This window comes from Pelagibacterium sp. 26DY04, assembly GCF_031202305.1.
In the GTDB taxonomy this organism is placed as follows: Bacteria; Pseudomonadota; Alphaproteobacteria; order Rhizobiales; family Devosiaceae; genus Pelagibacterium.
Genome location: NZ_CP101731.1, coordinates 193336 through 207116, shown reverse-complemented (window position 1 = coordinate 207116; position 13781 = coordinate 193336). Strand labels below are relative to the sequence as shown.

Annotated in this window: 13 protein-coding genes and 1 tRNA gene; 6 read left to right on the top strand and 8 right to left on the bottom strand. The window is 63.9% G+C overall.

What is annotated here, in order from left to right; genetic code table 11:
* Window positions 1–12: 12 nt before the first annotated feature.
* Window positions 13–630, top strand: a complete 618-nt coding sequence (locus tag NO932_RS00970; protein WP_309209164.1) for an RNA-binding protein — start codon at window positions 13–15, stop codon at window positions 628–630.
* Window positions 627–3245, top strand: coding sequence for a translation initiation factor IF-2 (gene infB / locus NO932_RS00965; protein ID WP_309209163.1), 2619 nt, complete (start codon window positions 627–629; stop codon window positions 3243–3245). Before NO932_RS00970 ends, infB begins: the two co-directional genes overlap by 4 nt.
* A gap of 102 nt (window positions 3246–3347) precedes the next feature.
* Here the strand turns inward: infB and arr are convergent, their stop codons facing one another.
* Together arr and NO932_RS00955 are read right to left on the bottom strand one after the other, a co-directional pair.
* Window positions 3348–3764: an NAD(+)--rifampin ADP-ribosyltransferase gene (gene arr / locus NO932_RS00960; RefSeq protein WP_309209162.1), complete on the bottom strand. Its 417-nt coding sequence runs from the start codon at window positions 3762–3764 to the stop codon at window positions 3348–3350.
* A gap of 186 nt (window positions 3765–3950) precedes the next feature.
* Entirely contained in the window at window positions 3951–4742 is a 792-nt protein-coding gene (locus NO932_RS00955; RefSeq protein WP_309209161.1) for a LytTR family DNA-binding domain-containing protein, read from the bottom strand.
* Window positions 4743–4833: 91 nt separating this feature from the next.
* Between NO932_RS00955 and NO932_RS00950 the strand changes: the two genes are divergently transcribed.
* Complete coding sequence (locus NO932_RS00950; protein ID WP_309209160.1) at window positions 4834–5334, top strand: DUF2306 domain-containing protein; 501 nt, start codon at window positions 4834–4836, stop codon at window positions 5332–5334.
* Here NO932_RS00950 and NO932_RS00945 read toward each other — a convergent pair.
* The 3 genes from NO932_RS00945 to NO932_RS00935 all read right to left on the bottom strand — a co-directional run bounded on the left by NO932_RS00945 (window position 5323) and on the right by NO932_RS00935 (window position 8166).
* Window positions 5323–6189, bottom strand: coding sequence for a LysR family transcriptional regulator (locus NO932_RS00945; RefSeq protein WP_309209159.1), 867 nt, complete (start codon window positions 6187–6189; stop codon window positions 5323–5325). The two genes, NO932_RS00950 and NO932_RS00945, sit on opposite strands and share 12 nt — an antisense overlap.
* An 83-nt stretch (window positions 6190–6272) precedes the next feature.
* Window positions 6273–7253 carry an iron exporter MbfA gene (gene mbfA, locus NO932_RS00940; RefSeq protein ID WP_309209158.1) on the bottom strand — a complete coding sequence of 327 codons (981 nt, stop codon included), beginning with the start codon at window positions 7251–7253 and terminating at the stop codon, window positions 6273–6275.
* A gap of 25 nt (window positions 7254–7278) precedes the next feature.
* A complete protein-coding gene (locus tag NO932_RS00935; protein ID WP_309209157.1) occupies window positions 7279–8166 on the bottom strand; it encodes a LysR substrate-binding domain-containing protein in 888 nt (295 codons plus the stop codon).
* Between the two features lie 96 nt (window positions 8167–8262).
* On the opposite strand from NO932_RS00935, the gene NO932_RS00930 reads away from it, so the two are divergent.
* Window positions 8263–8394, top strand: a complete 132-nt coding sequence (locus NO932_RS00930; protein WP_309163284.1) for a hypothetical protein — start codon at window positions 8263–8265, stop codon at window positions 8392–8394.
* A gap of 3 nt (window positions 8395–8397) precedes the next feature.
* Here NO932_RS00930 and NO932_RS00925 read toward each other — a convergent pair whose 3' ends face one another.
* Complete coding sequence (locus tag NO932_RS00925) at window positions 8398–9180, bottom strand: extensin family protein (RefSeq protein ID WP_309209156.1); 783 nt, start codon at window positions 9178–9180, stop codon at window positions 8398–8400.
* A 131-nt stretch (window positions 9181–9311) separates the two neighbouring features.
* Here NO932_RS00925 and lepA point away from each other — a divergent pair, with 131 nt between their 5' ends.
* Together lepA and NO932_RS00915 are read left to right on the top strand one after the other, a co-directional pair.
* Window positions 9312–11126 carry a translation elongation factor 4 gene (gene lepA, locus NO932_RS00920; RefSeq protein WP_309163286.1) on the top strand — a complete coding sequence of 605 codons (1815 nt, stop codon included), beginning with the start codon at window positions 9312–9314 and terminating at the stop codon, window positions 11124–11126.
* Between the two features lie 118 nt (window positions 11127–11244).
* Window positions 11245–11321 (top strand) — tRNA-Arg (locus NO932_RS00915).
* Here NO932_RS00915 and NO932_RS00910 read toward each other — a convergent pair.
* The gene (locus NO932_RS00910) at window positions 11292–12956 is read right to left on the bottom strand and encodes a recombinase family protein (protein ID WP_309209155.1); all 1665 of its coding nucleotides are present in this window, start codon (window positions 12954–12956) and stop codon (window positions 11292–11294) included. The genes NO932_RS00915 and NO932_RS00910 overlap by 30 nt on opposite strands.
* Before the next feature lie 55 nt (window positions 12957–13011).
* Entirely contained in the window at window positions 13012–13284 is a 273-nt protein-coding gene (locus tag NO932_RS00905) for a hypothetical protein (RefSeq protein ID WP_309209154.1), read from the bottom strand.
* Window positions 13285–13781 lie beyond the last annotated feature (497 nt).

The window sequence follows — 13781 nt, the reverse complement described above, 5'->3', positions numbered from 1 at the left end:
AGGACGCCGCAATTGGGCCGCGAAAAGGATGTAACAAGACTGTGCGCTTTGACGCGGGAGGAAAAGCCCGCCGCAGCGCTCATCCGTTTCGCGGTTTCCCCTGACGGGGTGCTGGCGCCCGATGTCGATTCCAAGGCCCCCGGACGCGGGGTCTGGATCACCCTTTCCTCCGACGCTGTTGCCGAGGCGGTGCGCAAAAAGGTTTTCGCGCGCAGCCTCAAGGAAAACGTCACGGTGCCGCCCGACCTTGCACAGCAGGTGCGGACGCGGTTAGAACAGCGCCTCGCGGGCGCGCTGGGCCTGGCGCGCAAGGCCGGTGCACTGGCAACGGGCGCAGCCAAGGTCGCGGGCCTTTTGGAGGCGGGGCGCGCAGCGGCGCTGATAACGGCAAGCGATGCCGCCCCGGACGGGCGCCGCAAGATGCTGCAATCGGCGCGGCGCGGGGGAAACGCCGAGACGTTGGCCCATATCGAATCTCTTTCGTCGGCCCAATTGGGTTTGGCATTGGGGCTCGAAAATGTGATACACGCTGCGCTGACTCCCGGCGCGGCAGCAAATTCGGCGATTGAGCGGGCAAACCGGCTCGCTCTCTACATCGCCACAGACAGAGAAGAAGACGGCACCATATGACCGACAAGGACAAGACCAGCGACAATTCGGGTTCGGGCAAGAAGACCCTGACCCTCAAGGGCGCGCCCAATCTCGGCGCTCGTCCCGGCATGTCGCGGTCCTCACGCACGGTGGTTGTTGAAAAGCGCACGCGGCGCCTGGGCGGCCCGGGTTCGGGCGCGCCTCAGCAGTCGGGCGGTGGCGCACCTTCAGGTGGCGGCGGCCGTCCGCAATCGGGACAGCGGCCTGGCGGACGCCCGCAATCGGGCAGCCCGCGCCAGAACCCGACCAATTCGGCAAGCCTGACCCAAAGCGAGAACCAGGCCCGCGAACGCGCCCTGCGTGAAGCCGCCGCGCGCGCCGAGGAAGACCGCATCAAGGCCGAACAGGAGGCCCAGCGCCTCGCCGAGATCGACGCCCGCCGCAAGGCCGAGCGCGAGGAAGCAGAACGCCGCGCCGCCGAAGCGGAGGCCGCCAAGGCCGAGGCTGCGGCCAATGACGAGCTCGCCGAGATCGTGCCGGTCAAGGCCGGCCAGGCCCGGCCCAAGCCGCAGGCCAAGCCGAGCCCGCGCGCCGCACAGCCCGATATGCCCCCGCCGCCGCCTCCGGGCGAAGGCGAGGACGATCGCGTGCGCCGTCGCGCCGCCCCCGCGCCCAAGGCGCTGGTTGACCGCGACGAACTCGAACGCGCCAAGCGCAACGCCGCTCCGCGTCCGGGTGCGACCCCGGCCCGCCGGGGCAATGACGGCAGCTCGCGCGGCCGGCTCAACGTCAATTCGGCGCTCGACGACAATGACCAGCGCGGGCCCTCGCTCGCGGCCATGCGCCGGCGCCAGAACAAGAAGATGGGCCGCAACACCAAGGTGGCCCAGCCCAAGCTTTCGCGCGAAGTGACGATTCCGGAAGCCATCACGGTGGGCGAGCTTGCCAACCGCATGGCCGAACGTGCCGTCGACGTGATCAAGCTGCTCATGGCCCAGGGCCAAATGGCCAAGATCAACGACGTGATCGATGCCGATACCGCTGAACTGATCGCCACCGAGCTGGGCCATACCGTCAAGCGCGTCGCCGAAAGCGATGTGGAAGAGGGTCTGTTCGACGACGTCACGAACGACGAAGCCGGCGATCTGGTCGGGCGGCCGCCGGTCGTGACCATCATGGGGCACGTCGACCACGGCAAGACCTCGCTGCTCGATGCGATCCGTGAGGCCAATGTGGTCTCCACCGAAGCGGGTGGCATCACCCAGCACATCGGCGCCTATCAGGTGGAAAAGGACGGACAGAAGATCACCTTCCTCGACACCCCCGGCCACGAGGCGTTTACCGCCATGCGCGCCCGCGGCGCCCAGGCGACCGACATCGCCATTCTGGTGGTAGCCGCCGATGACGGCGTGATGCCCCAGACGATCGAATCGATCAAGCACGCCAAGGCGGCAGGCGTTCCGATCATCGTTGCGGTCAACAAGATCGACAAGCCCGGCGCCGACCCCAACCGCGTGCGCACCGAACTGCTCCAGCACGAGGTATTCGTGGAATCGATGGGCGGTGAAGTGCTCGACGTCGAGGTGTCCGCGCTCAAAAAGACCAATCTCGACGGGTTGCTCGAAGCGATTTTGCTGCAGTCCGAAGTGCTCGAACTCAAGGCACCCGAAAAGGGCCGCGCCGAAGGCCTGGTGATCGAAAGCAAGCTCGACAAGGGCCGTGGCGCGGTGGCGACCATGCTCGTCCAGCGCGGCACGCTTTCGGTTGGCGATATCGTTGTGGCCGGCACCGAATGGGCCAAGGTCCGCGCGCTGATCGACGACAAGGGTGCCCAGGTGAAGTCGGCCAGCCCCTCGACTCCGGTCGAAGTGCTGGGCTTTTCGGGCGTCCCCGATGCCGGCGACCGCTTTGCGGTGGTCGAGAACGAGGCGCGGGCCCGCGAGGTCACCGAATACCGCCAGCGCGTCATCCGCGAAAAGACGGCAGGCGGCGGCGCCACCAGCCTCGAGCAGATGATGAACCAGCTCAAGGCCTCGGGCATCGCCAAGTTCCCGCTGCTCATCAAGGGCGACGTGCAGGGCTCGGTCGAAGCGATCGTCACTGCGCTGAACAAGCTCTCGACCGACGAGGTCTCTGCCCAGATCCTTTATTCGGGCGTGGGCGGGATCACCGAATCCGACGTGACGCTGGCCACGGCCTCCAACGCCGTGATCATCGGCTTTAACGTGCGTGCCAACAAGCAGGCCGCCGAACTGGCCAATCGCGAAGGCATCGAGATCCGCTACTACAACATCATCTACGACCTTATCGACGACGTTAAGGGCGTGATGAGCGGCATGCTCGCTCCGGAAGTGCGCGAGACCTTCATCGGCAATGCCGAGATCCTGGAAGTGTTCAACATCTCCAAGGTGGGCAAGGTCGCGGGCTGCCGGGTCACCGACGGCATGGTGGAACGCGGCGCCGGCGTGCGCCTGATCCGCGACAACGTCGTGATCCACGAAGGCAGGCTTTCGACGCTCAAGCGCTTCAAGGACGAGGTCAAGGAAGTGCAGGCCGGCCAGGAATGCGGCATGGCCTTCGAGAAGTACGAGGACATGCGCGTGGGCGATGTCATCGAATGCTACCGCGTCGAGAAGGTGCAGCGCTCGCTGTAAACCCTGCGGCCGGAGATAGACTGCAAAAGGCGCGGTGCTTGGCACCGCGCCTTTTTCATGGCCGGAGGGGCTTGGCGTTGCAGATCACACGGCCCCGCATCATTAATCGATGACGATGGCGGAACCCTCCGCCTTCAATCGGGCAAGGCCGTCCTTCATCTCCTGCAACCGTTCAGCCGAGTGCCCTTGCCAGTTCGTCGCTTCGGCAATAACGCGCAGCGGATCGCGGGAGCGATAGGACAGCGTCGGGTTGCCGGGGAACTTCTTGTCCGTGAGATTAGGGTCGTCCTCGATCGGCCCGGTTGGCTCCACGACATAAATCCGCCCCGGTCCATTGCCCACCGCCAACTCGGCACCCCAAATCGCTGCATCCAACGTGGCCGCGAAATAAACCCAGGACAGAGATTTGCCTTCGAGAAAGTTGGACACATGGCCGACGGCGATCAGGTCTCCCGTTTTCAGATCGGCCTTGGTGCCGTGGAAGAATGATTGTGAGTACATGCTGGCAGTCGCTGGCATAGGCTCGCCGCTCCTTTGATAAAGTTCCTGACGCACAAAGCCCCGCTTTCTAGGGCCAGACCAGGGTCTTGAAGCAAGGCCCTTGCGAACCACATATCAGGTATGGTCGAGGCGCGTTTCGCCTCCGTTGCACGTCGTGACGGCCGATCTGCGGCCACGAGGCCTATGTGCCACCTCCCTCCCGCCTCACTTCCTCTCTAGCGCCGCCCGCACCGCGTTGATGTGGGTGCGCGAGACCGGGAGTTCTGTGCCATCGACAAGCGCCACCACCGGGCGGCCGTCGAGGCGCTTGAGGGCGGCGATGGCATCGAGGGCGACCCAGTGGCTGCGGTGGATCTGGATGCCTTCGGTGCCACGGGTCTCGGCAATGGCGTCCGCCAGGCGCATCAGGATCATGGCTTTGCCGCGATCGGTGAACACTTCCACATAATGATCGGCCATCGACATGTGGCTGAGCTTGCCCCGGACCGGTTTGGGCAGCCGGTCGAGGATCGGTGGAGCCTCGACGGCAGGGGGAGCCGCAACCACATTACGCTTTTTCATCTGCGGCGCGATCACCCCTTCGAGCACCACCATCAGCGCCAGCGAGATCAAAAGGCAATAGACAAAGAGTTCCCCCAGACTCAGCCCGGTGACGCTGAGATCGGGGAAGAACATCATGCTGATCAGCACGACGCAGGCGGTGACCGGGATCGAGGCGCCGACGCCCTGTACGAGGATAAGCGCGATCACCGGCTTGCCGGGCGGCAGCAGCCACTCCCGCGCCAGAATGGCGCCGACAAGGCCCGCCCCATAAGTTCCCAATGCGATCAGCAGCCAATAGAACAGGCGTGGTGCCGGGGCGAGATGCGCAAAGGTCGAGAACGGGCCGGTGATGCCCGCGATGATTCCCACCCCGATCATGGTGGCGAGCGCCATGGGGTCGCGATAGGCGGCCTGCAATTGGCGAAGCGTCAATCGCAACGGCGTGTCGCTCACGTAGCCGGCCTCCTTCCTCACGTAGTCTCGCTTGCCCGACAAGCGCCCAAGCGGCACCGGTCAGGCCCTCACTACATGCAGGAGCCTCACCATGGATGCAACCGCCCTTACCACTGCTTCCTTCGTCATCCAGATTCACGCCGGCGCGGCCGTGCTCTCTTTCCTGCTCGGCACGCTCGTGCTGCTGCTCAAAAAGGGCACGCGGCTGCACAAGGCGATGGGGCGCGCATGGGTGGTGCTGATGGTGACCGTGGCGCTTTCCTCCTTTCTCATCACCGAAGTGAGGATGTTCGGCCCCTATAGTTTCATCCATGCGCTGTCGGTCTTCACCCTCGTGGGGCTGGTGCAGGCCGTCCGGGCAATCAGGCGTGGCGATGTGAAAGCGCACCGCGCCACCATGACCGGGCTTTATGGCGGCGCGCTGATCCTGGCGGGCGCCTTCACGCTGGTGCCGGGCCGGCGCATGCATCAAGTGCTGTTCGCCGATGGCGGGTGGACGGCGTTGTGGCTGGCGCTCGGGTTTGCCGCGGCGATCGGCACCGTGCTGGTGGTCCGCCGCTGGATCGAAGGGCGAGAGGTGCTAGCGCGGTAGCTCGCCGGCAAACAGCGCGGCATTGTCCTTCATCAGCTTGGCGATCCTGTCGGCAAGCCTGCGAACCGGTGGGCTGTGGCGCTCCTCATGATGGAGCACCAGCCATTGCTCGCCGGCGAGTTCGGGAATGGGCCCGCGAATGCGCGAAAGGCGCGGATCGGCATCGCCGACGAAACAGGGGAGAACGGTGAGCCCCGCACCGCCGGCGACCAGTTCGCGCACCGAATGGGCGTCATTGCCGCTGGCAACGATGCGGTCGCCGTGATGGGCCATGAGCCAGCGGGCCGAAGCGGTATTGGCGGCCGGGCCGGTGACGCCGACAAACAGTCCGTCCTTGACCCCGGCGGCCAGCCGCGGCGCGCAATAGAGCGCGTAGGCGACCGGCGTCAGCCGCCGGCCAGCAAGGTTCGGCTCGACCGGACGCTCGGAGCGGACCCCGATATCGGCGGCGCGGCGGCCGATGTCGATCTTTTCGTAGGCGGTGACGAATTCGACGCGGAAGCCGTCGCCGGGCGACCAGAGCGCGTCCATGTGCCGGGCGAGGAAATCGGTGGTCCAGGTGCCGGCCGAAACGCGTACCACGCGCGCACCGATCGCCCCCTCACGCCAATGGGTGAGCGCCCGCATGGCCGCTTCCACGTCCTCGGCGCGCTCGAGCAACGCTTCGCCGGCGCGGGTGAGAGTGAAGCCGGTTTGCGTACGGACGAACAGGGGCTCGCCGATCTGCCGCTCCAGCGCCGTCACGCGCCGGCCCAGCGTTGCCGCACTCAATCCCGTGGTCCCGCGCGCCGCCGACAGCCCGCCCAGCCGCGCAACAACAAGGAACAGCCGCAGATCGTCCCAGGAGAAATCCATGTTTCAGATTTGAAACGGATCGAGGCCGCACCGCAACAGGAATCTATGCGGCGCCTGAGAGCTGGGACTTTCGGCGTTGCAGATCAGGCGTTGCCGATGATGATCCCGGCGGCAAAGACCAGCGAGCCGCCCAGCACCACTTGCGTCACCGCGCGCCAGAACGGGGTATCCATGAATCGCTTCTGGATCCAGGCGATGGCCCAGAGTTCGATCACCACCACGGCGATGGCGATGGAGGTGGCCGTCCAGAAATGCGGGATGAGATAGGGCAGGGCATGGCCCAGCCCACCCAGCGCGGTCATGATGCCGGAGGCAAAGCCGCGCTTGACCGGTGAGCCGCGACCGGTGAGCCGGCCGTCATCGCTGGCCGCTTCCGTAAAGCCCATGGAAATGCCAGCGCCCACCGACGCGGCGAGCCCGACAAGGAAAGTCGACCAGGTGTCGCCCGTGGCAAAGGCGGCGGCAAAGATCGGGGCCAGGGTCGAAACCGATCCGTCCATCAGGCCCGCCAGGCCCGGCTGGACATAGGTCAAAAGGAAATTGCGGTGGGCGGTGTCCTTTTCCGTGTTCCGGGCGTCGAGCGTCAGATGCGCATTTTCGAGCTGTTCGGCGGCGTGCTCATGGCCGCGTTCGGCGCGTTCGAGATCGCCCAGGAGTTTTCGCGTGGCTGCGTCCTGGGTGCGTTTTGCGGCTTCGGCGTAAAAGAGGGCGGCATCCTGCTCCATCTCGCGGGCCTGGGCGCGAACTGTATCGAGATCGAGTTCGGCCATCAGCCAGACCGGCTTGCGGGTTATAAACCCGCGCACATGCTCGCGCCGGATCGGGATGATGGTGGCACCGAAGCGCTCGGCGTAACGGTCGATGAGCCGGCGGCGGTGGCTGTCCTCCTCGGCCGCCATGCCTTCAAAGATGGCCGCCGAAGCCGGGTAGTTCTCGCGCAGCCGCTCGGCATAGGCGGCATAGATGCGGCCATCCTCCTCCTCGGCGGAAATGGCAAGGGCGAGGATTTCCTTTTCGGAAAGGCTGGAGAAATCACGCTTGGAAGACAGGAAACGGGACAACATGGAACAGCTCATCAACAGTTTAGAATTATTCTAAACTGTAAGGACCCATTTCGTCCAGCAGCCAATCGCGGAACTTTCGCGTCCGCGCCGGCAATTGACGTCCCGCTGCCATCGCGAACCAATAGCCGTTGTCCGGCACAACGCTTTGTCGGAAGGGCCGCACAAGCTGTCCATTGTCCAGCGCGTAATCGGCCATGATGCCCACGGCAAGAAGCACGCCTTGCCCCGAGGTCGCTGCATCGAAAGAGAGGGCCGGATCGGTATAGACCGGCCCGGACAATGAGAGATCGGGCACCCTGGCGGCGGCGAGCCATTGCGGCCAGGACAGCATGGTCATCTGGTCGCGGATCACGGGAACCTTCGACAAATCGGAAGGTTGGTGCAGGCGCGCCGCGAGCGCCGGAGCGCAGACCGGAAAGACTTCTGCCCGGGCCAGGGCCAGAGCCTCGACGCCCGGCCAGTTTCCCTTGCCGAAGCGAATGCCGCAATCGATGTCGGGCCGGGCGAGATCGACGAGCTGGTCGGTGGGCAACAGGCGCACTTCGATTTCGGGATGACGCGCGTTGAACCGGGCGAGCCGCCAGACCAGCCAGCGCGATGCCGAGACATGGCCCAGGGTAACGGTGAGCACGTGACCTTCATCGGCGATCAGCCGGGCGCTCGCCTGTTCCAGCGCATCAAAGCCCGTCTGCAGCGCGGGCAGGATGGCCATAAGTTCGCCGGTGGGCACCAGCCCGTGTGCGGTGCGCTCGAACAACAGCGTGCCGGTACGCTCCTCTGCGCGCCTTATATGCTGGCTGACGGCTCCTGGGGTGACGCCCAGCGCTTCGGCGGCTGCGGCCAGCCGGCCCAGACGCGCGACAGCCTCGATGGCCCGCAAGGCATTGAGGGGAATGGGAAAGGATCTCGTCACTTTAGTTTTTCTACATCATGCTTGAGAGCTTCTTCATTGAAGAGCTCGGGAGAGACCGGGATTATTGCAGCATGGAACTGCAAAGGAGAAGACAAAATGTTTAAGTGGATCCTTCGTCTGCTGACCATGCCGGTCTATCCCCGCACCCGTTGCGGGCAATTGCCCGACTACCTGACGCTGCGCGAAATTGCCGACCTGCCAACCTACCATCCACGGCGCGACGATTGACCTTTACTCGCAGATCTGGGCGGTGCAGGTCTGGCCGTGACAGCCGAGGTCGAAGTGGAAATGATCCTCGTGATCGGCGTTGGCCTCGGGGCCCAGAACCGTGGTGAACCGCCCGCAAGCTGCTGAATGGGCAAAGCCGAGGAATTTGCTGCCGGCGCCTACCGAGCGCGAATCCCAATCTTCGAGCACCGAAAGGCTGGTGCCGTCGGCGAACGATATCGCGGTGATGTCGACGGCATTACCCAGACCATGCTCGGACACGAACCCCGTTTCGGCGCCATTGCGCAGCCGGCACTGATAGCCCGGCCCGCTCGACAAGCTCTCGATGTGCGTATCGAGAGCCGCCCCCGCATAGGCGTCCACCTCCTCGGCCCAATCGGCAAGCGTTGTCGCCATGGTGCAATTGGTGACCGGCGTGCCCGAAAGCGGGATTTCCCGTCCATTGATGACCAGCGCGGCAACGGCGATGGGGCTCTGCAACCCGCACGCGCCTTCCGCGAGCGGCGGCACCATTTCCCCGATCACCCGGCCGGTGAGCAATGCCGGGCACGCCGCCTGGTAGATGCGTTCGGGCTCTTGTTCGGGCTCTTGTTCGGGCTCCTCATCGGGGACTTCCAAGTCTTCCGGGCTTTCCTGCGCCGTTTCGTCGCCGCTTGACCGGCTCTCCTGCCCGGCCTTAGCCAGTCCATCCGGGCGCGGCTGGGGCAGGGGTGGTTCGTCCTGAGCCAATACCGGCGCGACAGCGACCAGGGCAAGGAGAAGCGCGGGCGGGCAAAGCTTGAACATGGGCAACGACCTTAAGGAAAAAGCAGGCAGGCTTTCGACAACGCGCCGAACGCGCCCGCCGTTGCCTTTGATGGTTAACCGCGCACAAACCATCTTCCCGAAGCGCCGGATTTGCTGCTATCAGCGGCCCCATGAAAACACCGCAGAAGACCCCGCTCTCCCGCATCCGCAATTTTTCGATCGTGGCCCATATCGACCACGGCAAGTCGACGCTCGCCGACAGGCTGATCCAGTCGACAGGCGCGCTCGAAGACCGCGAGATGAAGGAACAGATCCTCGATTCGATGGATATCGAGCGCGAGCGCGGGATTACCATCAAGGCCCAGACGGTGCGGCTCGAATATACGCACTCCGATGGCGAGCACTATGTGCTCAACCTGATCGATACGCCGGGGCACGTGGACTTCGCCTATGAGGTCAACCGTTCGCTGGCGGCGTGCGAGGGCTCGCTCCTGGTGGTCGATGCGGCCCAGGGCGTCGAGGCCCAGACGCTGGCCAATGTGTATCACGCGATCGAAGTCAATCATGAGATCGTTCCGGTATTGAACAAGATCGATCTGCCCGCCGCCGAGCCCGAGCGCGTCAAGCAGCAGATCGAGGACGTGATCGGCATCGACGCTTCCGATGCGGTGGAGATTTCCGCCAAGACCGGGCTGGGGATCGACAAGGTGCTTGCCGCCATCGTCGAGCGCCTGCCTGCACCCAAGGGCGACGAGAACGCGCCGCTCAAGGCCATGCTGGTCGATTCCTGGTACGATCTCTACCTTGGCGTCGTGGTGCTGATCCGTGTGATCGACGGGCGCATCCGCAAGGGCCAGAAGATCCGCATGATGCAGGCCGGCGCCTCTTACGAACTCGACAGGGTGGGCGTGTTCACGCCCAAGCTCGTGGAAGTTGGGGAACTGGGCCCGGGGGAGATCGGGTTCTTTACCGCCTCGATCAAGGAAGTGGCCGACACCAATGTCGGCGACACCATCACCGACGACAGAAAGCCCACGGCCGAGCCGCTCCCCGGCTTCCGCCCGGCCCAGCCCGTGGTGTTCTGCGGCCTTTTCCCCGTCGATGCTTCCGATTTCGATGATCTGCGCACCGCCATGGGCAAGCTGCGCTTGAACGATGCAAGCTTTTCCTTCGAGATGGAAACCTCGGCCGCCCTGGGCTTCGGCTTCCGCTGCGGTTTCCTGGGGCTTTTGCACCTCGAGATCATCCAGGAGCGCTTGAGCCGCGAATTCAATCTCGATCTCATCACCACGGCACCCTCGGTGGTCTATGAGGTGCAGTTGACCGATGGCAGCGAGATCATGCTGCACAATCCCGCCGACCTGCCCGATCCGGTCAAGATCGAGGAAATCCGCGAACCCTGGATCAAGGCCACTATCCTCACGCCCGACGATTATCTCGGCGCGATCCTCAAGCTCTGCCAGGAGCGGCGCGGCATCCAGACCAACCTCTCCTATGTCGGCAACCGCGCCATGGTCGAATACGACCTGCCCCTGAACGAGGTGGTGTTCGATTTCTACGATCGGTTGAAATCGATCTCCAAGGGATATGCGAGCTTTGACTACAATCTGGACGATTACCGCGCCGGCGATCTGGTCAAGATGAGCATCCTCGTCAACGCCGAACCCGTCGATGCGCTCTCGATGCTGGTTCACCGCAGCCAGGCCGAGCATCGCGGGCGGCAGATGTGCGAAAAGCTCAAGGAGCTGATCCCGCCGCACCTGTTCGTCATTCCCATCCAGGCCGCCATTGGCGGGCGCATCATCGCCCGCGAGACGGTCAGGGCCATGCGCAAGGACGTGACCGCCAAATGCTATGGCGGCGACGCCACCCGCAAGCGCAAGCTGCTCGAAAAGCAGAAGGAGGGCAAAAAGAAGATGCGCCAGTTCGGCAAGGTCGAAATCCCCCAGGAGGCCTTCATCAAGGCCCTCAAGATGGACGATTGAGAGCCGGCGGGCAAAGAGCCCGCCTTTTGCTTTCCTCGCCCCAGCCAAATCCCCTGTTGCGCGGCCGGTCGGCATACAGTAGGTTCGCGCCGAACCGATGGGCTTGTTCAGGCCCCGGGCACCCGTAGCTCAGCTGGATAGAGCGCTGCCCTCCGAAGGCAGAGGTCACACGTTCGAATCGTGTCGGGTGCGCCATTCCGGTACACATTTCTGAACGTTTTCACCCGAATTTGCCGAAGCAGCCACTGCGGCGTTGAGCACGTCCTTGCTGCCGACGATCCGGATACGGTCGGCGTCCACCTCGACCTTCGAGATAAGAGATCGCAGCCACGCCTTGCGCGCAGGGTTTTCTGCCGAATCGAGAATGCCCGTCATGAGGTCGGAGAACGCCGTGATTTTGGCCGGATCGATCACGGTGTCATCGCCCGCCTGAACCCGGGCACGTTCAAGCGCTGCTTTCGCACGCTCATGGTCGGCCCGAAGCATGGCAATGCGGTCGCGCAGCACATCATCGAGCTCGGCGCCATCCTCGACGAGTTTGTAGAGCCGGTCGAGCTTGTCCCGGGCGGCGTTCGCCTCCTGCTGCAGGCCAATGAGGCGCTCGCTGATTGCCGCGGCTCTTTGGGTCCGGCGCTCCGCAAAGGCGGTCAGCATGGCCGCAAGGCGGTCGGGCGCAAGCAGTTTTTCGCGCAGGGCGTCAATGACTTTCGAATCGAGGGCATCCATACGGACCGAGTTGCCCTTGCAGGCAGTCGGGCCACGCTGAGCCCGGCCGGCGCAGCTGTAGTAGGAATAGATCCTTCCCGAACTGGACGTTCCGGTGCGCTGGGTCATTCCCGAACCGCAATGGGCGCAGGTGGCAAGACCGGTGAGCAGGATCGGACCGCTCACGGCGCGTGCGGGATTGATCCTGGGATTGTTGGCGGCAAGTTTGGACTGCACCGCCTCGAAAATCTTGTCGTCGATGATGCGCGGCACGGGAACATCCACGACATCGGCGGGATCGCTTTTCTTGCCTGTGGTCTTGTTGCGCACATTGTAGCGCCATTGGCCGACATAGGCGGTGTTGGTCAGGATGTGATGGACGGGGCCGACGCCGAACGCGCCACCCTTGCGCGTGGTGTAACCGTGAGCATTGAGCCACTTGACCAGTTCCTTGATCCCGAGTGGCGGCGTGCCCGTCTTGCGGTCGCCGTCGATATAGAGCCGGTAGATCAGCCTGACCGTTTCGGCCTCCACAGGATCGATGCCGAGCTTCTTCTTGATCTTCTGGCCGCGGCGTTCCGCTTCGATGATCGTGTAGCCCAAGGGTGGTGTGGCGCCGTTCCAGAAACCCTGCCGGGCGTTTTCCTTCATGGCGCGGGTGACCTGCCGCCCATTCTCCCTGGAGGTGTATTCATCAAAAATGCCGATGACTTGCCTCAACATCTGAGCTGCGGGGTCATCGTCCCGGGTGGGTTGGGAGATCGATTCGACGGTAACGCCATGCTTGCGCAGACGGCGAATGAGCAGTTCCATCTCTGCGCCGTCGCGATAGAAACGCGAAAAGGCATGGACCACGATGGTGTCGAAGGGATGATCGGGACCGCAGGCCCGGTCGATCATTTCGAGGAAAGCGGGGCGACGATCGTCGGTGGCCGAGCGGCCGGGCTCGATAAACTCTGCCGCCACCGCAAGTCCCTCGCGCTCGCAATAGGCAAGCGCCTGATCGCGCTGGGAGGGGATACTGACCTCGCCTTCGGCCTGTCTGGTCGTCGAGACACGAAGATAGAGCGCCGCCTTTCGGACCGGGACGGTGTCTGCGGAATGGCTTTGAGATCTCTGTGCCATGGCTGAATGCTCGCCTTGCTCGTTTGGATCGACCCCGAGGCGACGCCGACAGGGGTCAGCTGCCGCCTCGGGTGTCGAGGATGCGGTCGATCTCGGCGCCCAGATACCGCTCGAGGGTATCCAGTTCGGCCCGGGATGGACCTAGGGCTTCGGGAAAGTCGAGTACGACGTCTCGATTGCCGTTTCCCGCTGCGCTCTTCTGGTTGCGTCCACCCTCGTTATGGTATTGGGGCGGTTTGGGTGCACCGGCTACCGTGCGTTTCTCATCTGTCGGCTTGGGTGCGTGCAATACGCCTGGCGCCGACGGGCTCTGTCGTTTTGACGCCATGCGACCATGATGTCCCACGCCAGCCGACGGCCTACGCGCAGAGGGATGGCCGCCGACCGGCGTGGGAAATTTTCCTCACCTACCCTCGCGGGTGGCTGAAAGACGAGGACGAGGTCGCCTTCATCCGCCAGCCACGCAACAAGGGTCAGATGGATTCTTTTCGAAGGCAAACGTAATTTTGTAGAATAAATCAAAAACTTGACTCAGGGGAAGACGCCTGCCGAGAATCGGGGGGCGCAGCTCATGCCTCTACGACCGGTTTCAGCCATAACGGCGCAATCGGTGCTTCATTGCGGCGAGCGGGACCGTCGCTCCCTCAATGCGCCGGGTCCGGAATTGAAGTCGTCCGCTGAAGTCGAAGCTTCCGGAGCAGGCGCTTGCAGATTGTGCAAGTCACGCGCTGCAGCCTGGGCCTCACATGCACATGCCAAACGGCAATACGACGAGCGGCATCGACTGGCCACTGTGCTCCGATAACAGCGCTGAACTCCGCAACC